General features: G+C 69.7%; 23 protein-coding genes and 1 pseudogene. 18 read left to right on the top strand and 6 right to left on the bottom strand.

From position 1 onward, the window contains the following. Window positions 1-147 precede the first annotated feature (147 nt). The 17 genes from rpmE to HET64_RS16210 all read left to right on the top strand — a co-directional run bounded on the left by rpmE (window position 148) and on the right by HET64_RS16210 (window position 15376). A complete protein-coding gene (rpmE, locus tag HET64_RS16290) occupies window positions 148-372 on the top strand; it encodes a 50S ribosomal protein L31 (RefSeq protein ID WP_161268529.1) in 225 nt (74 codons plus the stop codon). Between the two features lie 156 nt (window positions 373-528). Further along, window positions 529-1605 carry a peptide chain release factor 1 gene (prfA, locus tag HET64_RS16285; protein ID WP_215106197.1) on the top strand — a complete coding sequence of 359 codons (1077 nt, stop codon included), beginning with the start codon at window positions 529-531 and terminating at the stop codon, window positions 1603-1605. A 46-nt stretch (window positions 1606-1651) separates the two neighbouring features. Then, window positions 1652-2497, top strand: coding sequence for a peptide chain release factor N(5)-glutamine methyltransferase (gene prmC / locus HET64_RS16280; protein ID WP_003966261.1), 846 nt, complete (start codon window positions 1652-1654; stop codon window positions 2495-2497). A 52-nt stretch (window positions 2498-2549) separates the two neighbouring features. Then, window positions 2550-3197, top strand: a complete 648-nt coding sequence (locus HET64_RS16275; protein ID WP_215106195.1) for an L-threonylcarbamoyladenylate synthase — start codon at window positions 2550-2552, stop codon at window positions 3195-3197. Then, window positions 3194-3835 carry a low molecular weight phosphatase family protein gene (locus HET64_RS16270; protein ID WP_047178825.1) on the top strand — a complete coding sequence of 214 codons (642 nt, stop codon included), beginning with the start codon at window positions 3194-3196 and terminating at the stop codon, window positions 3833-3835. Before HET64_RS16275 ends, HET64_RS16270 begins: the two co-directional genes overlap by 4 nt. Window positions 3836-3987: 152 nt before the next feature. Beyond that, the gene (glyA, locus tag HET64_RS16265) at window positions 3988-5268 is read left to right on the top strand and encodes a serine hydroxymethyltransferase (protein WP_215106193.1); all 1281 of its coding nucleotides are present in this window, start codon (window positions 3988-3990) and stop codon (window positions 5266-5268) included. A 132-nt stretch (window positions 5269-5400) separates the two neighbouring features. Then, window positions 5401-6789: an MraY family glycosyltransferase gene (locus HET64_RS16260; RefSeq protein WP_215106192.1), complete on the top strand. Its 1389-nt coding sequence runs from the start codon at window positions 5401-5403 to the stop codon at window positions 6787-6789. 267 nt (window positions 6790-7056) lie between these two features. After that, window positions 7057-7497, top strand: coding sequence for a hypothetical protein (locus HET64_RS16255; RefSeq protein WP_215106191.1), 441 nt, complete (start codon window positions 7057-7059; stop codon window positions 7495-7497). Window positions 7498-7697: 200 nt separating this feature from the next. Beyond that, window positions 7698-8525 (top strand): F0F1 ATP synthase subunit A, encoded by an 828-nt coding sequence (gene atpB / locus HET64_RS16250; RefSeq protein ID WP_003966255.1) that lies wholly within the window; start codon window positions 7698-7700, stop codon window positions 8523-8525. A gap of 94 nt (window positions 8526-8619) precedes the next feature. Continuing rightward, the gene (gene atpE, locus HET64_RS16245; protein ID WP_003966254.1) at window positions 8620-8856 is read left to right on the top strand and encodes an ATP synthase F0 subunit C; all 237 of its coding nucleotides are present in this window, start codon (window positions 8620-8622) and stop codon (window positions 8854-8856) included. A 37-nt stretch (window positions 8857-8893) separates the two neighbouring features. Beyond that, a complete protein-coding gene (locus HET64_RS16240) occupies window positions 8894-9430 on the top strand; it encodes a F0F1 ATP synthase subunit B (RefSeq protein ID WP_003966253.1) in 537 nt (178 codons plus the stop codon). Then, window positions 9427-10242 carry a F0F1 ATP synthase subunit delta gene (locus tag HET64_RS16235; RefSeq protein ID WP_215106190.1) on the top strand — a complete coding sequence of 272 codons (816 nt, stop codon included), beginning with the start codon at window positions 9427-9429 and terminating at the stop codon, window positions 10240-10242. Before HET64_RS16240 ends, HET64_RS16235 begins: the two co-directional genes overlap by 4 nt. 135 nt (window positions 10243-10377) lie before the next feature. After that, a complete protein-coding gene (atpA, locus tag HET64_RS16230; protein ID WP_215106189.1) occupies window positions 10378-11949 on the top strand; it encodes a F0F1 ATP synthase subunit alpha in 1572 nt (523 codons plus the stop codon). A gap of 3 nt (window positions 11950-11952) precedes the next feature. Beyond that, window positions 11953-12870: a F0F1 ATP synthase subunit gamma gene (locus HET64_RS16225; protein WP_215106188.1), complete on the top strand. Its 918-nt coding sequence runs from the start codon at window positions 11953-11955 to the stop codon at window positions 12868-12870. After that, entirely contained in the window at window positions 12870-14312 is a 1443-nt protein-coding gene (gene atpD, locus HET64_RS16220; RefSeq protein WP_069755422.1) for a F0F1 ATP synthase subunit beta, read from the top strand. The genes HET64_RS16225 and atpD overlap by 1 nt, the downstream gene beginning before the upstream one ends. A gap of 109 nt (window positions 14313-14421) precedes the next feature. Next, window positions 14422-14796 (top strand): F0F1 ATP synthase subunit epsilon, encoded by a 375-nt coding sequence (locus tag HET64_RS16215; protein ID WP_003966248.1) that lies wholly within the window; start codon window positions 14422-14424, stop codon window positions 14794-14796. Window positions 14797-14929: 133 nt separating this feature from the next. Further along, the gene (locus HET64_RS16210; protein WP_026290719.1) at window positions 14930-15376 is read left to right on the top strand and encodes a DUF2550 domain-containing protein; all 447 of its coding nucleotides are present in this window, start codon (window positions 14930-14932) and stop codon (window positions 15374-15376) included. A 178-nt stretch (window positions 15377-15554) separates the two neighbouring features. Here HET64_RS16210 and HET64_RS16205 read toward each other — a convergent pair whose 3' ends face one another. From HET64_RS16205 to HET64_RS16195, 3 genes are all read right to left on the bottom strand, one after another. Beyond that, entirely contained in the window at window positions 15555-17426 is a 1872-nt protein-coding gene (locus HET64_RS16205) for a glycoside hydrolase family 18 chitinase (protein WP_215106187.1), read from the bottom strand. Window positions 17427-17579: 153 nt separating this feature from the next. Continuing rightward, complete coding sequence (locus HET64_RS16200; RefSeq protein WP_215106186.1) at window positions 17580-18242, bottom strand: response regulator transcription factor; 663 nt, start codon at window positions 18240-18242, stop codon at window positions 17580-17582. Next, complete coding sequence (locus tag HET64_RS16195) at window positions 18239-19471, bottom strand: histidine kinase (RefSeq protein ID WP_215106185.1); 1233 nt, start codon at window positions 19469-19471, stop codon at window positions 18239-18241. The genes HET64_RS16200 and HET64_RS16195 overlap by 4 nt, the downstream gene beginning before the upstream one ends. A gap of 150 nt (window positions 19472-19621) precedes the next feature. Here HET64_RS16195 and HET64_RS16190 point away from each other — a divergent pair, with 150 nt between their 5' ends. After that, window positions 19622-20194 (top strand): hypothetical protein, encoded by a 573-nt coding sequence (locus tag HET64_RS16190; protein ID WP_215106184.1) that lies wholly within the window; start codon window positions 19622-19624, stop codon window positions 20192-20194. 2 nt (window positions 20195-20196) lie between these two features. On the opposite strand, the gene HET64_RS16185 is transcribed toward HET64_RS16190, so the two are convergent. From HET64_RS16185 to HET64_RS16175, 3 genes and pseudogenes are all read right to left on the bottom strand, one after another. After that, the gene (locus tag HET64_RS16185; RefSeq protein ID WP_215106182.1) at window positions 20197-20769 is read right to left on the bottom strand and encodes a cob(I)yrinic acid a,c-diamide adenosyltransferase; all 573 of its coding nucleotides are present in this window, start codon (window positions 20767-20769) and stop codon (window positions 20197-20199) included. A 13-nt stretch (window positions 20770-20782) separates the two neighbouring features. Next, window positions 20783-21532, bottom strand: coding sequence for an ABC transporter permease (locus HET64_RS16180; protein WP_215106179.1), 750 nt, complete (start codon window positions 21530-21532; stop codon window positions 20783-20785). Window positions 21533-21534: 2 nt separating this feature from the next. After that, window positions 21535-21661, bottom strand: a pseudogene (locus tag HET64_RS16175) (biotin synthase BioB); the annotation flags it as partial.

Genomic DNA, 21661 nt, shown 5'->3' with positions numbered 1-21661 from the left:
CCCGTCACGCTCCGTCGGGGAATACCTGCGCCCCGCCCCCGGTTTTGGGAGATACGGCCGGTCCTGGCAGACTGGTACGTCGGCCCCGGTTCACGGCCGCGCAATCCGCGCGGACGACCCGGCGCCCTCCCGAAACTAGGAGACACCTTGAAGCGCGACATCCACCCCGAGTACGTCGAGACGCAGGTCAGCTGCACCTGCGGTGCGTCGTTCACCACCCGGAGCACCATCGACAACGGCGCCATCCGTGCCGACGTCTGCTCCGAGTGCCACCCGTTCTACACGGGCAAGCAGAAGATCCTCGACACCGGCGGCCGCGTGGCCCGCTTCGAGGCCCGCTTCGGCAAGGCTGCCGGCTCCGCCAGCAAGTAGCGAGCCACTGCGCCGGTTCTCGGCGCCCTCTTCCCGGGGGCGTCGGAACCGGCGTTTTTTCCGGTCGGGTGCCCGGGGGAACCCCCGCCGGACGCCCCACCGGGCAGTACGCCCTCCAGCAGGCCCGCAGACGCACAACCAACCAGGAGCCCCCGAATGTTCGAGGCGGTCGAGGAACTGATCGGTGAACACGCCGGTCTTGAGAAGAAGCTCGCCGACCCGTCGGTCCACGCCGACCAGGCCAACGCGCGCAAGCTGAACAAGCGCTACGCGGAGCTGACCCCGATCGTCTCCACGTACCGGAGCTGGAAGCAGACCGGCGAGGACATCGAGACCGCGCGCGAGTTCGCCGCGGACGACCCCGATTTCGCCGCCGAGGTCAAGGACCTGGAGAAGCAGCGCGAAGAGCTCACCGAGAAGCTCCGCCTCCTCCTCGTCCCGCGCGACCCCAGCGACGACAAGGACGTGCTCCTGGAGATCAAGGCGGGCGCCGGCGGCGACGAGTCCGCCCTGTTCGCGGGCGACCTGCTGCGCATGTACCTGCGCTACGCCGAGCGCGTCGGCTGGAAGACCGAGATCATCGACTCCACCGAGTCCGAGCTCGGCGGCTACAAGGACGTCCAGGTCGCGGTGAAGACCAAGGGCGGCAACGGCGCCACCGAGCCCGGCCAGGGCGTCTGGGCCCGGATGAAGTACGAGGGCGGTGTGCACCGCGTGCAGCGCGTGCCCTCCACCGAGTCCCAGGGCCGCATCCACACCTCCGCCGCGGGCGTGCTCGTCACCCCCGAGGCCGAGGAGGTCGACGTCGAGATCCTCGCCAACGACCTGCGGATCGACGTCTACCGCTCCTCGGGCCCCGGCGGTCAGTCCGTCAACACGACCGACTCCGCCGTCCGCATCACGCACCTGCCGACCGGCGTCGTCGCGTCCTGCCAGAACGAGAAGAGCCAGCTCCAGAACAAGGAGCAGGCCATGCGCATCCTGCGTTCCCGGCTGCTCGCCGCCGCCCAGGAGGCCGCCGAGCAGGAGGCCTCCGACGTACGCCGCAGCCAGGTCCGCACCGTCGACCGCTCCGAGAAGATCCGGACGTACAACTTCCCGGAAAACCGCATCTCGGACCACCGCGTCGGCTTCAAGGCGTACAACTTGGACCAGGTGCTCGACGGAGAGCTGGACGCCGTCATCCAGGCGTGCGTCGACGCCGACTCCGCCGCCAAGCTCGCCAACGCGTAAGCGACCCGCCCGCCCCGCACACCCGTAACCCGTACGGAGAACCGCGATGAACCTGCTGCTCGCCGAGGTGGCCCAGGCCACCCAGCGGCTGGCCGACGCCGGTGTCCCCTCACCGCGATTCGACGCCGAGGAACTCGCGGCCTTCGTCCACGGGGTGAAGCGGGGCGCGCTGCACACGGTGCCCGACACCGACTTCGACGCCCGGTACTGGGAGACGATCGCCCGCCGCGAGGCCCGCGAACCCCTCCAGCACATCACCGGCCGCGCCTTCTTCCGCTACCTGGAGCTCCAGGTCGGACCCGGCGTCTTCGTCCCCCGCCCGGAGACCGAGTCGGTCGTCGGCTGGGCCATAGACGCGGTGCGCGCGATGGACGTCGTCGAGCCCGTCGTCGTCGACCTGTGCACCGGATCGGGCGCCATCGCGCTCGCCATGGCCCAGGAGGTACCCCGCTCCCGCGTGCACGCCGTGGAGCTGTCCGAGGACGCTCTCAGGTGGACGCGGAAGAACGCCGAGGGGTCCAGGGTCACCGTGCACCGCGGAGACGCCCTGAGCGCCCTCCCGGAGCTCGACGGCCAGGTCGACCTGGTGATCTCCAACCCGCCGTACATCCCGCTCACCGAGTGGGAGTACGTCGCCCCCGAGGCCCGCGACCACGACCCGGAGATGGCCCTGTTCTCCGGCGAGGACGGCCTCGACACCATCCGCGGCATCGAACGCACCGCCCACCGTCTGCTGCGCCCCGGCGGCCTCGTCGTCATCGAGCACGCCGACACCCAGGGCGGCCAGGTGCCGTGGATCTTCACCGAGGAGCGGGGCTGGGCGGATGCCGCCGACCACCCCGACCTGAACAAGCGGCCCCGGTTCGCCACCGCCCGCAAGGCCATGCCGTGACCGGCCCCCGGCACCACCACCCGTACCCGTACCCGCTCCAGGAGGCCGGCTGATGGCTCGGCGATACGACTGCAACGACGCCACCGACCGGGCCACGGGCCTGCGCGAGGCCGCATCGGCCGTCCGCCGGGGCGAACTGGTCGTGCTGCCCACCGACACCGTGTACGGGATCGGTGCGGACGCCTTCACCTCGGAGGCCGTCGCGGACCTGCTGGACGCCAAGGGCCGGGGCCGCAACATGCCCACCCCCGTCCTCATCGGCTCGCCGAACACCCTCCACGGCCTGGTCACCGATTTCTCCGAGGAGGCCTGGGAGCTCGTCGACGCCTTCTGGCCCGGCGCCCTCACCCTCGTCGCCAAGCACCAGCCCTCCCTCCAGTGGGACCTCGGCGACACCCGCGGCACCGTCGCCATCCGGATGCCCCTGCACCCGGTCGCCATCGAGCTGCTCATCGAGGTCGGCCCGATGGCCGTCTCCAGCGCCAACCTCACCGGACACCCCTCGCCCGAGGACTGCGACGCCGCCCAGGGGATGCTCGGGGACTCCGTCTCCGTCTACCTCGACGGCGGCCCGACGCCCGGCATCGTGCCGTCCTCGATCGTCGACGTCACCGGCGCCACCCCGGTCCTGCTGCGCGCCGGCGCCCTCTCCGCGGAGGAGCTGCGCAAGGTGGTCCCCGACCTCGAGGTGGCCAATTGACCGCCCCCGAGGGGCGTGGCATAGCGGGGCGGACCGACACCTTCCGCATCCTCCACGTCAGCACCGGCAACGTCTGCCGCTCACCGATCACCGAGCGGCTGACCCGCCATGCCCTGGTGGACCGCCTCGGCGACCCGCTCAGCGGCGGCCTCATCGTGGAGAGCGCCGGCACCTGGGGCCACGAGGGCGCGCCCATGGAGGCCAACGCCGAGGTCGTCCTCGCCGACTTCGGCGCGGACGCCACGGGCTTCGTCGGCCGCGAACTGCTGGACGAGCACGTGATCCGCGCCGACCTGGTCCTCACCGCCACCCGCGACCACCGCGCCCAGGTCATCTCGATGGGCCACTCCGCGGGCCTGCGCACCTTCACACTCAAGGAGTTCACCCGGCTGGTGCGGGCCATAGACCCGGCCACCCTGCCCGACCCGCGCGACGAGGGCGTCGTCGAGCGCGCCCGCGCCCTGGTGCGCGCCGCCGCCGCGCTGCGCGGCTGGCTGCTGGCCCCGACCGCCGAGGCGGACGAGGTCTACGACCCCTACGGCGCCCCCATCACCTTCTTCCGCTCCATCGGCGACGAGATCAACCAGGCGCTCGACCCCGTCGTCACCGCCCTCACCGGCGTACGCGCCCCGCACTGACGGGGGAGCCGTCCGCGCCGTACCGGGGGCGGGTGCGCCGACCGGCGTACGGCACCCCGCGACAGCGGGCACGCCGCCCGGCCCCGGCGTACGTTGGAGCTGACACCGGCACCCCTCGCCGGCGCACCCACCTCCAGGCCCGGAGCCGTCCCATGCCGGTCACCTCTCCCGCCGCACCCGCAGCCGTGTCGCCCGCGCCCGACGCCCTGCCCCAGGACTTCGACGCCCTGCTCCGCCAGGACCCGGAGGTCGCCGGAGTGCTGCTGGCGGAGACCGGCAGACAGGCCGCCACCCTCCAGCTGATCGCCGCCGAGAACTTCCAGTCGCCCGCGGTTCTGGCGGCCCTCGGCTCCCCGCTCGGCAACAAGTACGCCGAGGGGTACCCGGGCGCCCGCCACCACGGCGGCTGCGAGCACGCGGACGCCGCCGAACGCATCGCGGTCCGCCGGGCCACCGCCCTCTTCGGCGCCGAACACGCCAACGTCCAGCCGCACTCCGGCTCCTCGGCCGTCCTCGCCGCCTACGCCGCGCTGCTCCGCCCCGGCGACACGGTGCTCGCGATGGGACTGCCGTACGGGGGGCACCTCACCCACGGGGCGCCGGGCAACTTCTCCGGCCGCTGGTTCGACTTCGTCGGCTACGGGGTGGACCCGGACACCGGGCTGATCGACTACACCCGGCTCCGCGCCCTGGCGCGCGCCCGCCGCCCCGGGGCGATCGTCTGCGGCTCGATCTCCTACCCCCGCCACCCCGACTACGCGCTGTTCCGGGAGATCGCCGACGAGGTGGGCGCGTACCTGATCGTGGACGCCGCCCACCCGATGGGGCTGATCGCCGGGGGAGCGGCGCCGAGCCCGGTCCCGTACGCCGACGTGGTCTGCGCCACCACGCACAAGGTGCTGCGCGGCCCGCGCGGCGGCATGATCCTGTGCGGCGCGGAGCTGGCCGAGCGGATCGACCGGGCGGTGTTCCCGTTCACCCAGGGCGGCGCGCAGATGCACACGGTGGCGGCGAAGGCCGTCGCGTTCGGGGAGGCGGCGACCCCCGCGTACACCCTCTACGCCCACCAGGTCGTCGCCCACGCCCGGGTGCTGGCCGCCGGCCTGGAGGCGGAGGGCTTCGAGGTGACCACGGGCGGCACGGACACCCACATCGTCGTCGCGGACCCGGCCCCGCTCGGCGTCGAGGGCCGCACCGCCCGGGAGCGGCTGGCGGCGGCCGGTGTGGTCCTGGACACCTGCGCACTGCCGTACGGGGACGCCCGGGGCATCCGCCTGGGCACGGCCGCCGTCACCACCCAGGGAATGGACGACGGGGACATGGCCCGGATCGCGGCCCTGTTCGGAGCGGCCGTACGGGAGACGGACGACGTGAGCCCGATCGCGGCGGAGGTCCGCGAACTCGTCACGCGCCATCCGCCGTACCCCGGGTAGCGAACTCCGCGGCCCCCGGAGCGGAGCACTCCGTCCTGTCCGAGGCCCTCGAACCCTGTGCAACCATCATCCGTACCGTGGAGTCCTTGTTTCAGAGACTAGGGTGTGGTTTTTGGATGACCGGCGAGTTCTGTGGGGCAGCCCGTGCGTGATTACCTGCTGACGCTCTGTGTTACGGCAGCGGTGACCTATCTGCTGACCGGACCGGTGCGTAAGTTCGCCATCGCGGTCGGGGCGATGCCCGCGATCCGTGCGCGCGACGTCCACCGCGAGCCGACACCCCGGCTCGGTGGGATCGCCATGTTCGGCGGACTGTGCGCGGGGCTGATCGTCGCGGACCACCTCTTCAATCTCCAGGGTGTCTTCGAACTCTCCAACGAGCCGAGGGCGTTGCTCTCCGGCGCCGCCCTGATCTGGCTGATCGGCGTCCTCGACGACAAGTTCGAGATCGACGCCCTGATCAAGCTCGGCGGCCAGATGATCGCCGCCGCCGTCATGGTCATCCAGGGGCTCACGATCCTGTGGCTGCCGATCCCGGGCGTCGGCACGGTGGCCCTCACCCAGTGGCAGGGCACGCTGCTCACGGTGGCGCTGGTCGTCATCACGATCAACGCGGTCAACTTCGTCGACGGCCTGGACGGGCTCGCGGCGGGCATGGTGTGCATCGCGTCGGCGGCGTTCTTCCTGTACGCGTACCGCCTCTGGATGGGATACGGCATCGAGGCGGCGGCCCCCGCGACCCTGTTCGCGGCGATCCTGATGGGGATGTGCCTCGGCTTCATGCCGCACAACATGCACCCGGCGCGGATCTTCATGGGCGACTCGGGCTCGATGCTGATCGGCCTGGTGCTGGCGGCGGGCGCGATCTCGATCACCGGCCAGGTCGACCCGGACCTCATGAAGATCTTCGAGGGCAGTGAGCGCGAGGCCACCCACGCGCTGCTCCCGGTCTTCATCCCGCTGGTGCTGCCGTTGACGATCATCGCGATCCCGGCCGCCGACCTGGTCCTCGCCATCGTCCGTCGCACCTGGAACGGCCAGTCGCCGTTCGCCGCCGACCGGGGCCACCTGCACCACCGACTGCTGGAGATCGGCCACTCGCACAGCCGGGCCGTGCTGATCATGTACTTCTGGTCGGCCCTCATCGCCTTCGGCGCCGTCGGTTACTCCGTGCACTCGGCGTCCTCGTGGATCGTGTTCGTGATCATCGCGGCGAGCGCGGTGGGCCTCGTCCTGCTGCTGATGCCGCGCTTCACCCCGCGTGCCCCGCACTGGGCCAACCGCTTCGTGCCGCCGCGCTACCGCCACCGCGGAGCGGAGCAGGATCCGGCCGTCCCGTACGAGGAGAGGCCGGCGCCCGTGGCTTCCGGGGCCCAACAGGGCCCGGCAGACGCGCGGATGGGCGAGGAGGCCGCCGAACGGGCTCCCGTGGCGGTCGGAGTGTCCGGCGTCAACGGTGCTACCGCGATCGGCGCTCGTTCTCGGTTCCCGGATCGCCGCTCGATCGACTCCTCACGCTGACGATTCGGAACTCGCGGTGCATTATCAGACATTGCGCCGTCTTGTCGTGCACACACGCGCGGATTAACTCTCATGTGTGACAGTTGGCACACCTTTGAGGTAAAGACCTCATCAAATAGTTTGTGATACCGTTCACGAGACCCGGTGACGGAGCCGAAGGACCCTTGTAGGACGGTCCATTGGCCCGAAAATCCGCCTCGCGGACCGGGCCTACGCTCGTCCATGACGACGCCCCATTCCTCCCCTCAGACCAGTGGAGCTGCCGCCATGCAGTCCGACATGCGCGAACTACTGCGCATCGCCACCCCCACCGCCGCGGTGGGAGCCATCGCCACGCTTGTCGGCGGTCTGCTCGCCGGCGGCGAGGGGGCGATCGGTGCCGCGGTGGGCTGCGTGGTCGTGATCGTCTTCATGGCGCTCGGACTGCTGGCGCTCAACTGGGTCGGCAAGACCATGCCTCACCTGTTCCAGGGCATGGGGCTGATGATTTACTCGGCTCAGCTCGTGCTCCTGCTCATCTTCATCCTGAGCATCAGGAACACCTCGCTCTTCGATCTTCAGGTCTTCGCCCTCTCGCTGGTCGCGGCCGTCATCACGTGGATCACCACGCAGGCCGTACTGCACTCCCGGAGCAAGACCCTTTACGTCGACCCCGACGCGGACGCCCGGAACCGTCGGGGCGGCCCTGGGGGAGATCGTGATGAGTAGGGGCGGAATAAAGCCATGTTCGACGTGCTGCTATCGTCCGGTCTCGGTTGCGGTAGTGCGAGCGCGGGCAACAAGGCGGTCGCTTGATTCATCGCGAGGCTTCGGGCCCGGCCGCCGCCTCCTCACCGTAAGAACCAGTCCGGTGCCGACCTGCGGCCACCCGCCGCTCCGACACAACGAGGTAGCCGCATCCATGCGCCATGCAGAAGGAGCTCTTGGTGACTGACGCCCAGACGCTCGCCTTCGAGACGAACTGCCACCTGTTCAAGGACTGCGGGTTCCAAGCTCCCAGTGTGTGGTCGTTCATCTTCGACCCGCTCTTCACTGTCGGGTCTGTCGAGTTCAACAAGCCCATGTTGCTCGCGATCATCGGAACCTTCGCGATCCTGGCCTTCTTCTGGGCCGGTTTCTCGAAGCCGAAGGTCGTCCCGGGCAAGCTGCAGATGGTCGCCGAGGCGCTGTACGACTTCGTCCACCGAGGTATCGCCAAGGAGGTCATCGGCAAGAAGGGCGAGCCCTTCGTCCCGCTGCTGGTCTCCCTGTTCTTCTTCGTCTGGATCCTGAACCTCTGGGCCCTCATCCCGCTCGCCCAGTTCCCGGTCAGCTCCGTCATCGCCTACCCCGTCGGCCTCGCGCTGGTGGTCTGGGTCACGTACATGACGGTGACGTTCCGGTCGAACGGATTCGTCGGGGGTATCCGCAACCTCTGCGTCCCGAGCGGTCTGCCCAAGCCGATCTACGTGCTGCTGACGCCGCTGGAGTTCATCTCCAACGTCATCGTCCGCCCGTTCACGCTGGCTGTCCGACTCTTCGCGAACATGTTCGCGGGCCACATCCTGATCCTGATCTTCACGATCGCCACCTGGTACATGCTCGGCACGGTCCTGGGCACGGTCTACGCCGGCGCGTCGTTCATCATGACGCTGGTCATCACCGTGTTCGAGATGTTCATCCAGGCCCTTCAGGCCTACGTGTTCACCGTGCTGACCGCCACGTACCTCTCCCAGGCGCTCGAAGAAGCCCACTGAGGACCTGCCGGCCCCCGGCTCCCGCCCTCAGATCCCCAGTCGCCCGGTGCGAAGACCATTTCCACCGGACCCACCAAGAGAAGGAACCACAGACATGTCTGCTGCTTTCGAGACCCTCGCGGCCGTGAACGGCAACGTCGGCACCATCGGCTACGGCCTCGCCGCGATCGGCCCCGGCATCGGCATCGGCATCATCTTCGGTAACGGTGTGCAGGCCATCGCCCGCCAGCCCGAGGCTGCCGGCCTCATCCGCCAGAACATGCTGCTCGGCTTCGCCGTCGTCGAGGCCCTGGCCCTGATCGGCTTCGTCGTTCCGTTCATCGTCAAGTGACGTTGTGGCTGTAGCCCCATTCGACGAAAGGTCCACCATGATGTACCTGGCAGCCGAGGAACCGCAGATGCCTCTGCTCCCGGTCTGGCCTGAAGTCGTCATCGGCTTGATCTGCTTCGGCATCGTCTTCTTCGTCTTCTCGAAGAAGCTGCTTCCGGTGATCAACAAGACCCTGGAAGAGCGCCGCGAGGCGATCGAGGGTGGCATCGAGAAGGCCGAATCGGCCCAGATCGAGGCTCAGAGCGTTCTTGAGCAGTACAAGGCTCAGCTCGCCGAAGCCCGCCACGAGGCCGCCCGTCTGCGCCAGGAGGCGCAGGAGCAGGGTGCCGTCATCATCCAGGAGATGAAGGCGGAAGGTCAGCGGCAGCGCGAAGAGATCATCGCCGCCGGCCACACCCAGATCGAGGCCGACCGCAAGGCCGCTGCCTCGGCGCTGCGTCAGGACGTGGGCAAGCTCGCCACCGACCTGGCCGGCAAGCTCGTCGGCGAGTCCCTCCAGGACCACGCCCGGCAGAGCGGCACCGTCGACCGTTTCCTCGACGAGCTCGAGGCGAAGGCCGAGGCAGCCCGATGAACAGCGCGAGCCGCGAAGCACTGGCTGCCGCACGCGAGCGTCTCGACGCGCTGACCGACAACACGTCGGTCGACGCGGCGAAGCTCGCCGAGGAGCTGGCATCGGTCACCGCGCTGCTCCACCGCGAAGTATCCCTGCGCCGGGTCCTCACCGACCCGGCCCAGAGCGGCGAGAGCAAGGCCGAGCTGGCCGCGCGTCTGCTCGGCGGACAGGTGGGCGGCGAGACCGTCGACCTGGTGTCCGGACTGGTCCGGTCCCGCTGGTCGCAGTCGCGTGACCTGGTGGACTCGGTCGAGGAGCTGGCGAACACCGCAGACCTCACCGCGGCCCAGCGCGGCGGCAACCTCGACGACGTCGAGGACGAGCTGTTCCGGTTCGGCCGGATCGTCGGCTCCGACAAGGAGCTGCGCTCCGCGCTCACCAGCCGTACGGCCACGCCGTCCGCCAAGGGCGAGCTGCTCCGCAGCCTGCTCGGCGGCAAGGCGCAGCCGGTCACCGAGCGGATCATCGTCCGCCTGGTCACCCAGCCCCGTGGACGTAGCCTGGAAGCAGGGCTGGACTCGCTGTCCAAGCTCGCCGCGGAGCGCCGGGACCGCATGGTCGCCGTCGTCACCTCGGCGGTGCCGCTCAGCGACCGGCAGAAGCAGCGCCTCGGCGACGCCCTGGCGAAGCTCTACGGCCGGCAGATGCACCTGAACCTGGACGTGGACCCCGCGGTCCTCGGCGGGATCTCGGTGCGCGTCGGTGACGAGATCATCAACGGCACCGTCGCGGAGCGCCTCGAAGAGGCGACCCGCCGCATGGCCGGCTGACACAGCGCAGCGCACAAGAACAAGCAAGACCAGCGGCCCGGTTGGGCCGTGCAGAAATTGCAGAAGATTCCTGGGGGTCGGCCCCCAGACCCCCTTAAGAAACTTCGGGCCCAACAAGGAGAGCAGGGAACCCAGATGGCGGAGCTCACGATCCGGCCGGAGGAGATCCGGGACGCACTGGATAACTTTGTCCAGTCGTACCAGCCGGACGCGGCCTCGCGCGAGGAGGTCGGTACGGTCAGCGTTGCCGGCGACGGCATCGCGAAGGTGGAGGGTCTTCCCTCCGCCATGGCGAACGAGCTGCTGAAGTTCGAGGACGGCACCCTCGGTCTCGCCCTCAACCTCGAGGAGCGCGAGATCGGTGCGATCGTCCTCGGCGAGTTCAGCGGAATCGAGGAGGGCCAGCCGGTGCAGCGCACCGGTGAGGTGCTCTCCGTAGGCGTCGGCGAGGGTTACCTCGGCCGCGTCGTCGACCCGCTCGGCAACCCGATCGACGGTCTCGGCGAGATCGCGACCGACAGCCGCCGCGCCCTCGAGCTGCAGGCCCCTGGCGTCATGGTCCGCAAGTCGGTGCACGAGCCGATGCAGACCGGCTACAAGGCCGTCGACGCCATGGTGCCGATCGGCCGCGGCCAGCGTCAGCTGATCATCGGCGACCGTCAGACGGGTAAGACCGCTCTGGCCGTCGACACGATCATCAACCAGCGCGACAACTGGCGCTCGGGCGACGTGAACAAGCAGGTCCGCTGCATCTACGTCGCCATCGGTCAGAAGGGTTCCACCATCGCCTCCGTGCGTGGTGCGCTCGAAGAGGCCGGTGCGCTGGAGTACACGACCATCGTCGCCGCCCCGGCGTCCGACCCGGCCGGCTTCAAGTACCTGGCGCCGTACACCGGTTCGGCCATCGGCCAGCACTGGATGTACGACGGCAAGCACGTCCTGATCATCTTCGACGACCTCTCGAAGCAGGCCGACGCCTACCGCGCCGTGTCCCTGCTGCTGCGCCGCCCGCCGGGCCGCGAGGCCTACCCGGGTGACGTCTTCTACCTCCACTCGCGTCTGCTGGAGCGCTGCGCCAAGCTCTCCGACGAGATGGGCGCGGGTTCGATGACGGGCCTCCCGATCGTCGAGACCAAGGCGAACGACGTGTCGGCGTTCATTCCGACCAACGTCATCTCCATCACCGACGGCCAGTGCTTCCTGGAGTCCGACCTGTTCAACGCGGGTCAGCGTCCGGCGCTCAACGTCGGTATCTCGGTCTCCCGAGTCGGTGGCTCCGCCCAGCACAAGGCCATGAAGCAGGTCTCCGGCCGGCTTCGCGTGGACCTCGCCCAGTACCGCGAGCTGGAGGCGTTCGCCGCCTTTGGTTCCGACCTGGACGCGGCCTCGAAGGCCTCGCTGGAGCGCGGTAAGCGCATGGTCGAGCTGCTGAAGCAGCCGCAGTACGCCCCGTTCCCGATGGAGGAGCAGGTCGTCTCGGTCTGGGCCGGCACCACGGGCAAGATGGACGACGTCCCGGTCGAGGACATCCGTCGCTTCGAGGCCGAGCTGCTGGAGTTCCTGCGCCGTGAGCGCAAGGACCTCCTGACCAGCATCGCCGAGGGCGGCAAGATGTCCGACGACACGCTGCAGTCGATCGCCGACGCGATCGCCGCCTTCAAGCAGCAGTTCGAGACCTCGGACGGCAAGCTCCTGGGCGAGGGCTGATCGATGGGCGCTCAGCTTCGCGTTTACAAGCGCCGCATCCAAGCCGTCACCGCGACCAAGAAGATCACCAAGGCGATGGAGATGATCGCCGCCTCGCGCATCGTCAAGGCGCAGCGCAAGGTGGCGGCGTCCAAGCCGTACGCGACCGAGCTCACCCGTGCGGTGACCGCGGTGGCGACCGGCTCCAACGCCAAGCACCCGCTCACCACCGAGGTCGACGCCCCGACCCGGGCCGCGGTCCTGCTCGTCACGAGCGACCGCGGTCTGGCCGGCGGCTACTCCTCCAACGCCATCAAGGCCGCGGAGCGACTGCGGGAGCGCCTTGCCTCCGAGGGCAAGGAGGTCGACACGTTCATCGTCGGCCGCAAGGGTGTCGCGTACTACGGCTTCCGCGAGCGCAAGGTCGAGGACTCCTGGACCGGCTTCACCGACAACCCGGCGTACTCCGATGCCAAGAGCATCGCCGCCCCGTTGATCGAGGCCATCCAGAAGGACACGGCCGAGGGCGGCGTCGACGAGCTGCACATCGTCTTCACGGAATTCGTGTCGATGATGACGCAGAACGCGGTCGACGACCGGATGCTGCCGCTTTCGCTCGACGAGGTGGCGCAGGAGAGCACCCGCAAGGGTGAGATCCTGCCGCTGTTCGACTTCGAGCCGTCGGCCGAGGACGTCCTCGACGCCCTTCTGCCGCGCTACGTCGAGAGCCGCATCTACAACGCACTGCTGCAGGCAGCAGCTTCCGAGCACGCTGCCCGCCGCCGCGCGATGAAGTCGGCCACCGACAACGCCGGAGACCTCATCAAGAGCCTGTCCCGGCTTGCCAACGCGGCCCGACAGGCCGAAATCACCCAGGAAATCAGCGAGATCGTCGGCGGTGCCAGTGCTCTGGCCGACGCGACCGCGGGGAGTGACAAGTAATGACGACGACAGTTGAGACGGCCGCTGCCACGGGCCGCGTCGCCCGGGTCATCGGCCCGGTCGTCGACGTGGAGTTCCCCGTCGACGCGATGCCGGAGATCTACAACGCCCTCCACGTCGAGGTCGCGGACCCCGCCGAGGACGGCGCCCGCAAGACGCTGACCCTGGAAGTCGCCCAGCACCTGGGTGACGGTGTGGTCCGTGCGATCTCGATGCAGCCCACCGACGGCCTGGTCCGCCAGGCCGCGGTGACCAACACGGGCGCGGGCATCACCGTCCCCGTGGGCGACATCACCAAGGGCAAGGTGTTCAACACCCTCGGTCAGATCCTGAACGAGCCGGAGGCCGAGGCGCAGATCACCGAGCGCTGGCCGATCCACCGCAAGGCCCCGGCCTTCGACCAGCTCGAGTCCAAGACCGAGATGTTCGAGACCGGCCTGAAGGTCGTCGACCTGCTGACCCCGTACGTCAAGGGCGGCAAGATCGGTCTGTTCGGTGGTGCGGGCGTCGGCAAGACGGTCCTCATCCAGGAAATGATCATGCGTGTGGCGAAGCTGCACGACGGTGTGTCGGTGTTCGCCGGTGTCGGTGAGCGCACCCGTGAGGGCAACGACCTCATCGACGAGATGACCGAGTCGGGCGTTCTGGAGAAGACCGCGCTCGTCTTCGGCCAGATGGACGAGCCGCCGGGGACGCGTCTGCGCGTGGCCCTGTCCGCCCTGACCATGGCGGAGTACTTCCGCGATGTGCAGAAGCAGGACGTGCTGCTCTTCATCGACAACATCTTCCGCTTCACGCAGGCCGGCTCCGAGGTCTCCACGCTGCTCGGCCGCATGCCGTCCGCGGTGGGTTACCAGCCGACCCTGGCCGACGAGATGGGTGTGCTCCAGGAGCGCATCACCTCGACGCGTGGTCACTCGATCACCTCGATGCAGGCGATCTACGTCCCCGCGGACGACCTGACCGACCCGGCCCCGGCCACCACGTTCGCCCACCTCGACGCGACGACGGTTCTCTCCCGTCCGATCTCCGAGAAGGGCATCTACCCGGCCGTGGACCCGCTGGACTCCACGTCCCGCATCCTGGACCCGCGTTACATCTCGCAGGACCACTACGCCGCGGCCAGCCGCGTCAAGGGGATCCTCCAGAAGTACAAGGACCTCCAGGACATCATCGCGATCCTCGGTATCGACGAGCTGGGCGAGGAGGACAAGCTCGTTGTCCACCGTGCCCGTCGCGTCGAGCGCTTCCTGTCGCAGAACACTCACGCCGCCAAGCAGTTCACCGGCCTGGACGGTTCGGACGTTCCGCTCGACGAGTCGATCTCCGCGTTCAACGCGATCTGCGACGGGGACTACGACCACTTCCCCGAGCAGGCGTTCTTCATGTGCGGTGGCCTGGACGACCTCAAGGCCAAGGCCAAGGAGCTCGGCGTCTCCTGAGCCTCCGGCTCACCGAGGGGGGTGGGTGTGTCCCGCCCCCCTCACCACGCCCCGTAGAATTGAACCGACACCCGGCCGGGCGGCCGGGTGGTGACCCGAGGAGCCACCCTTGGCTGCTGAGCTGCATGTCGAGCTGGTCGCCGCCGACCGAAGTGTCTGGTCCGGCGAGGCCACCCTGGTCGTCGCGCGCACCACGTCCGGCGACATCGGCGTCATGCCCGGTCACCAGCCGCTTCTCGGTGTGCTGGAATCGGGCCCGGTGACGATCCGCACGAGTGAGGGCGGCACCGTCATCGCCGCTGTGCACGGTGGATTCATCTCGTTCGCGGACGACAAGCTGTCGCTGCTGGCCGAGATCGCCGAGCTGGCCGACGAGATCGATGTCGAGCGCGCCGAGCGGGCGCTGGAACTCGCGAAGTCGGACGCGGACGCCGCTGCCCAGCGGCGCGCCGACGTACGACTGCGCGCGGTGGCGGTGCGCTAGCACCCCCACGGAGAGATGTCTTTACTCAGCCGCGGCCCGAGCTGGAGCAATCCAGCCGTGTCGCGGCTGAGGCGATGCAGGTGCAATACGGTTTCGGTGTTCGTTACTCGACGATGCGAGGAGGTCGGTGGAGATGGTCCTCGCGTTGTGGGTGGGCGCGTCCGTCATCGTCACGGTCCTGTTGGGACTGTTCGTCTTCGGCCTGCGCCGGAGGCTGATCCAGCGGTCCGGAGGGACCTTCGACTGCAGCCTGCGCTGGGACGTGTCGGAGGAACCCGATGCGCTCGGCAAGGGCTGGGTCTACGGGGTCGCCCGCTACAGCGGTGACCGCGTCGACTGGTTCCGGGTCTTCTCCTACGCTCCTCGCCCCCGCCGGGGCCTGGAGCGTTCTGCGATCGAGGTGATCGCCCGCCGGCTTCCGGAGGGCGAGGAGGAGCTCGCGCTCCTGTCCGACTCCGTCGTGCTCGGCTGTCTTCACCACGGGACACGCCTGGAGCTGGCGATGAGCGAGGACGCCCTGACCGGCTTCCTCGCCTGGCTGGAGGCGGCGCCGCCGGGCCAGCGGGTCAACGTGGCCTGATGGGCGGCCCCGCCGGAAGGGGCCCCCGGACGAGGTCCGGGGGAGGGGCAGGTGCCCCGAGAACGTCGCGTAACCGCGTGTGCACAGCGAAAAACCGGGGAGACGGGGGGCGGACCCGTCTCCCCGGTGCTTTTCCGGGGTGCTGCTTGCCGTTATGGCGTGGGGAGCGCCGGCGTGGTTACTGGAGGCCGGTCTTGATCGCGTTCACCAGTTCACCGTTGGTGGTGTCACCGGAGAACTCCCAGAAGAACGCGCCGCCGAGGCCCTGGTTCTTCGCCCAGGTCATCTTGGTGCCGATGGTGGCCGGGGTGTCGTAGCTCCACCAGTTGGTGCCGCAGTGCGCGTAGGCGGTGCCGGCGATGGTGCCGTTGGACGGGCAGGTGTTCTTCAGGACCTTGTAGTCCTCGTTGCCCGCCTCGTACGTGCCCGGGGCCGCGCCGGTCGCCGTGCCGCCGGGGGCGGACTGGGTGACGCCGGTCCAGCCGCGGCCGTAGAAGCCGATGCCGAGGAGCAGCTTCTTGGCGGGGACGCCCTTGGCCTTCAGCTTGGCGATGGCCTCGGAGGAGGAGAAGCCGGCCTGCGGGATGCCGGTGTACGGGGTCAGCGGCGAGTGCGGGGCCGTCGGGCCCTTGGCCGCCCAGGCGCCGAAGAAGTCGTACGTCATGACGTTGTACCAGTCGAAGGACTGGGAGGCGCCGCCGTAGTCGGCCGCGTCGATCTTGCCGCCGTTGGAGCCGTCCGCGGTGATGGCGGCGGTGACCAGGTTCTTCGTGCCGAACTTGGCCCGCATGGCGTCGGCCATGGTCTTCAGCGCGGCCGGACCGCTGGTGTCACAGGTGAGACCACAGGCGTTGGGGTACTCCCAGTCGAGGTCGATGCCGTCGAAGACATCGGCCCAGCGGGGGTCCTCGACCAGGTCGTAGCAGGACTGGGCGAAGGCGGCGGGGTTCTGCACGGCCTGGCCGAAGCCGCCGGACCAGGTCCAGCCGCCGAACGACCAGAGGATCTTGATGTGCGGGTACTTGGCCTTCAGCTTGCGCAGCTGGTTGAAGTTGCCGCGCAGCGGCTGGTCCCAGGTGTCGGCGACGCCGTCGACGGACTGGTCGGCGGTGTACGCCTTGTCGTAGTCGGCGTACGAGTCACCGATGGTGCACTTGCCGTTCTGCACGTTGCCGAAGGCGTAGTTGATGTGCGTGATCTTCGCGGCGGAGCCGGACGTCACCAGGTTCTTGACGTGGTAGTTGCGCCCGTAGACGCCCCAGTTGGTGAAGTAGCCCAGGTTGACCTTGTCGCCGCCGGGCTGCTCGCCACCGCCGCCGGTGGTCCGCACGGAGACGGCGCCGGAGACCGGGCCGGTCTGGTCGGCGGTGTCCCGGGCCTGAACGGCGTAGGAGTAGTCGGTGCCGGCGGTCAGGCCGGTGTTGGTGTACGTCGTGCCGGTGACCGTGGCGATCTTCGCGCCGTCGCGCAGCACGTCGTAGTTCTTGACGCCCTTGTCGTCCGTCGCGGCGCTCCAGCTGAGGGTCACCGAGGTGTTGGTGACAGCGCTGGTGGTGGGGGTGCCGGGCGCCGAGGGGGCGTTGTCGCCGGGGACGCTGCCGCCGTCACAGGAGGCGCCGTTCAGCTTGCAGCCCGTGGGGGAGCCGGAGCCGGTGCCGTTGAAGCCGAAGCTGATGCTGGCGCCGGGCGCCACGGAGCCGTTCCAGGAGAGGTTCTTGGCGGTGTAGTGGCCACTGGCGCTGGTGATCGTGGCGTCCCAGCCGGAGCCGGCCGTGGTGCCCGAGGGGAAGTCCCACTCGACGGTCCAGGAGGAGAGCGCGGTGGTACCGGTGTTCTTCACCGTCCACTGGCCCTCGAAGCCGCTGCCCCAGTCCGACTTCTTGGTGTACGTGGCGGTGGCCGACGTCGCCGCCGAGGCGGGGGCGGCGAGCCCCACCATCGCGGCCAGCGGCACGACCAGTGCGGTCAGGCCCGCGATGACCTTGGACCGGCCGCTCCGGACGGGGATCCATCTGAATCTGGATCGGCGTTGGGGGGTATCAGTGCTCAACGGTGCTCCTCGGGTGAGGTCCAACAAACGGGGGTGATTCGTGGACTGCAAACCCTGCGCCGCCCTGAGTACGGGTGCTCTCGTACTCACCGCAGTGTGTGACGGTGACAGTAGGAAGGTCTGGACCAATCGTCAAGAGGTCTGGACCAAAGATCAGGACGTGGCCCGAATCCCCAACTCCTGTGCCAGGACAGCCGCCTGAACCCGGCTGCGCAGCTCCAGTTTGCCCAGCAGCCTGCTGACGTGGGTCTTCACCGTGGCCTCGGCCATCGAGAGACGGAGCGCGATCTCCGCGTTCGACAGGCCCTCGCCCAGACACCCCAGCACCTCCAGCTCGCGCCGGGTGAGCGCGTCCAGCACCGCCGGATCGGCCGCCCCCCGGCCGCGTACGGGGGACGCCCCGGCGAACTCCGCGATCAGCCGACGGGTCACCGCCGGGGCGATCAGGCCCTCGCCGCGCGCCACCGTCCGTACCGCCTCCAGCAGATCGCGGGCGTCGGTGTTCTTCAGCAGGAACCCGGACGCCCCCGCGCGCAGCGCCCCGAAGACGTACTCGTCCAGATCGAACGTGGTCAGCACCAGGACGTCCGCCAGCTCCTCCTCGACCACCTGCCGCGTCGCCGCCACCCCGTCGAGGCGCGGCATCTGCACATCCATCAGCACCAGGTCCGGGCGGAGTTCACGCGCCAGGCGCACGGCCGCCTCGCCGTCCCCCGCCTCTCCGACGACCTCGATGTCCGGCGCGCTGGAGAGGATCAGCACCAGCCCCGCGCGCACCGCCGACTGGTCCTCGGCGACCAGTACCCGGATCGTCATTCCCGCACCGTCCCTTCTGTCACGGGCAGTTGAGCCCGCACCCGCCAGATCTTGGTTCCGGCGCCGGCGCCGTCGCGGTCGTCGCGGTCGCGGTCGTCGGCCGGCTCGGCCCCCGCGTCGAACGTCCCGCCGAGCAGTGTCACCCGCTCCCGCATGCCCACCAGGCCCGCCCCCGAACCGGGCGCCGTGGGGCCGGGGCGGCTGCCGAACACACTGGTCACCTCGATCGTCAGCACCCCGTCGCCGTGGGCGAGCCGCACCACGACCGGGCCCGGCGCCGCGTGTTTGAGGGCGTTGGTCAGGGACTCCTGCACGATCCTGTACGCGGCCAGCTCGACCGGCGTCGGCAGCTCGGAGGACACCGCCTTCCCGGCGTCCTCCAGGGTGCAGACCAGCCCGCCGGACACGCCGTTGACGTTCGTCTGCTCGACGAGCACGTCCAGGGACGCGAGCGTCGGGGCCGCCGCCGGGGCGTCGTCCTCGCCGCCCTCCCGCAGCAGCCCGATCAGCCGGCGCATCTCCGACAGCCCCTCGACGCTGTTCTCGCGGATCACCTTCAGGGCGCTCCGCGAGGTCTCCGGGTCGTCGATGGACAGGGCCGCGGTGGAGTGGATCGCCACGGCGGAGAGGTGGTTGGCCACCATGTCGTGCAGTTCCCGGGCCATCCGGGCCCGCTCGGCGATCACCGCCTGCGTCCGGTCCATCTCGGCCAGCCGCGCGGTCTGCGCGGCGGCGAGCCGGGCCGCGTCGGCGGCGGTGCGGTGGGTGCGCACGCTGACGCCGGTGAGGGCGGGGATGAACGAGACCAGCCCGATGACCAGGCCGATCAACAGGGCCTCGGGCTTCCGGAACCAGGCCAGGAAGCCGATCGTGGACGCGACGGTGATCAGGAGCGTGGCCACCGGGAGGCGGCGGGCGGCGGCCGGGGTCCCGTACAGCACGGCCGCGTACATGACGTCCGTGAACATCAGGATGGTGGCGAGGTTGCCCCAGGTGAACTGGTCCGCCACCAGCGCGAGCGTGCCGACCGTCAGCGCCGTGCGCGGTGCGGTGCGGCGCAGCAGCTCGGCCGCGGCCATGGCGGTCAGCGGTACGAGGGTGACCCAGGGTGCGGTGAGGGAGTGGCCGCCCTGGGTGTGGAGGCCCAGCAGCCACAGCAGCAGCCCCCCGAGCAGCCCGGAGACGGCCAGGGCCACCGCGTCGCGGTCGGGGCGGATCGAGGTGAGCACCTCTCCATCCAACACGCACCGCCGCCCCCGGACCTCCCTTCGCGGGCCGATCCGCGACTACATCGAAGGATGCAGTCCCGTTTCGGCACTGCCGACGATGTGTCCGCGCCCGGCGGCCGGGAGGCTGGAAGGGAACGGGAGGAGAGAGTCGTGATCGCCCTACTGGTCGTGGCCTGCGAGGTCGCATTCTGGGTTCTGCTGGCCGCCGGACTCGCCCTGCGGTACGTCGCGAGGAAGCCGAGGCTCGGCGCGGCGGTGCTGTTGTGCGAGCCGCTGCTGGAGGTCGTGCTGCTGGTGGTGACGGCCATCGACCTGAAGAGCGGTGCCGAGCCGGACTGGAAGCACGGGCTGGCCGCCGTCTACATCGGCTTCACGGTGGGGCTCGGCCACCACACCGTCCGATGGGTGGACGCCTGGGTGGCCCACCGCTGGTTCGGCGGCCCGCCGCCGGTCAAGCCGCCGAAGTACGGCATGGCCCGCGCGATCCACGAGTGGCGCGCCGCCGCCCGCTGGATCCTCGCCGCGGTGGTCGCGCTGGGCCTGCTCCAGGCAGCCGTCTGGTACGTCGGCTCCGGCGGGGACATCAGCTCGCTGCGGGGCTGGCAGCAGAAGATGGGCCTGGTGATCGGCATCAACCTGATCATCGCCGGGAGCTACACGCTGTTCCCCAAGCAGGCCCCCGAGGACGCGACGGCGGAGCGTGAGCCGGCCGACAGGCGGTAGGCCTACCGCTCGCCGCCCGGCACCCACAGCACGTCCCCGACCTCCTTGTTCGCGCTCCGCGCCAGGATGAACAGGAGGTCGGAGAGGCGGTTGAGGTAGGTGGCGGTCAGGGTGTTCATCGACTCCCCGTGCGCCTCCAGCGCCGCCCAGGTGGACCGCTCGGCCCGCCGGACCACGGTGCACGCCTGGTGGAGCAGGGCGGCCCCCGGCGTGCCTCCCGGGAGGATGAAGCTGCGGAGCTTCTCCAGCTCCTCCAGGAAGGTGTCGCAGTCCGCCTCCAGCTTGTCGATGTAGGACTGCTCGACCCGCAGCGGAGGGTACTTCGGGTCCTCGACCACCGGGGTGCACAGGTCCGCGCCCACGTCGAAGAGGTCGTTCTGGACGCGTACGAGGACCTTCACCAGCTCCTCGGACAGCTGCCCCAGCGCGATGGCGGTCCCGATCGCCGCGTTGGCCTCGTTGGCGTCCGCGTACGCCGAGATCCGCAGATCGGTCTTGGCGGTGCGGCTCATGTCGCCGAGGGCCGTGGTGCCCTGGTCGCCGGTCCGGGTGTAGATGCGCGTCAGATTGACCATGGGCCCAGCGTAGTTACGCTCCGGCCCGGCGGAAGACCCGTGTGCCCACTGTCACGGCCGCGGCGGCGAGTCCCACGGCGACGAGGACCCCGTAGAGCATGTGCGCGGTGGCGTACGAGCCGGTGTAGGCGTCCCGTACCGCGTCCACCAGATAGCGGAACGGGGTGAAGTGGGAGAGGACGTCCAGCCAGCCGGGGCCGAGCGTGATGGGCAGCATCAGACCGGAGAGCAGCATGGCCGGCATCGTCACCGCGTTGATCACCGGCCCGAACTCCTGCGGGGTGGTGACGCGCATGGCCAGGGCGTACGAGAGGGAGGCGAGCGAGAGCGCCAGCACTCCGGTGAACGCGAAGCCGATGAGGATGCCCGCCAGCGGGGCCCGCAGCCCCATGAGCAGCGCGGCGAGCACCAGCAGGACGGCCTGGAAGGTGAAGAGCAGGGCGTCGCGCAGCACCCGTCCCAGCAGCAGGGCCAGCCGGCTGACCGGGGTCACCCGCATCCGCTCCACCACGCCCGTGGACTTCTCGACGATGATCGCGAAGCCGGCGAAGGACGCGCCGAACAGGCTGAGTTGGAGGAGCAGGCCGGGCACCAGGATCTGCCAGGAGTCGGCGGGGGAGCCGAGCGGCAGGTCCTGCAGCAGCGGACCGAAGAAGAGGAGATAGAGCAGCGGCATCAGCATCCCGAAGAAGATCTGGAAGCGGGAGCGCAGGGTCTGCCGGGCGTACCGCCCGAAGATGATCGCGGTGTCGTGGAAGAGCACGTGGGGTCCAGGTCCCGCAGGGCGAACACGACGTCGACCAGGTCCTTGTCGCTCTCGCCCATCCCGGCGATCAGCCCGGAACACGCCGAGAGCCCGGCGGCCTGGGCCTGTTGCACGGTCTCCACCCGG

This window comes from Streptomyces sp. McG3, assembly GCF_018619185.1.
Lineage (GTDB): Bacteria > Actinomycetota > Actinomycetes > Streptomycetales > Streptomycetaceae > Streptomyces.
This window is presented reverse-complemented; position numbering and strand designations above follow the sequence as displayed.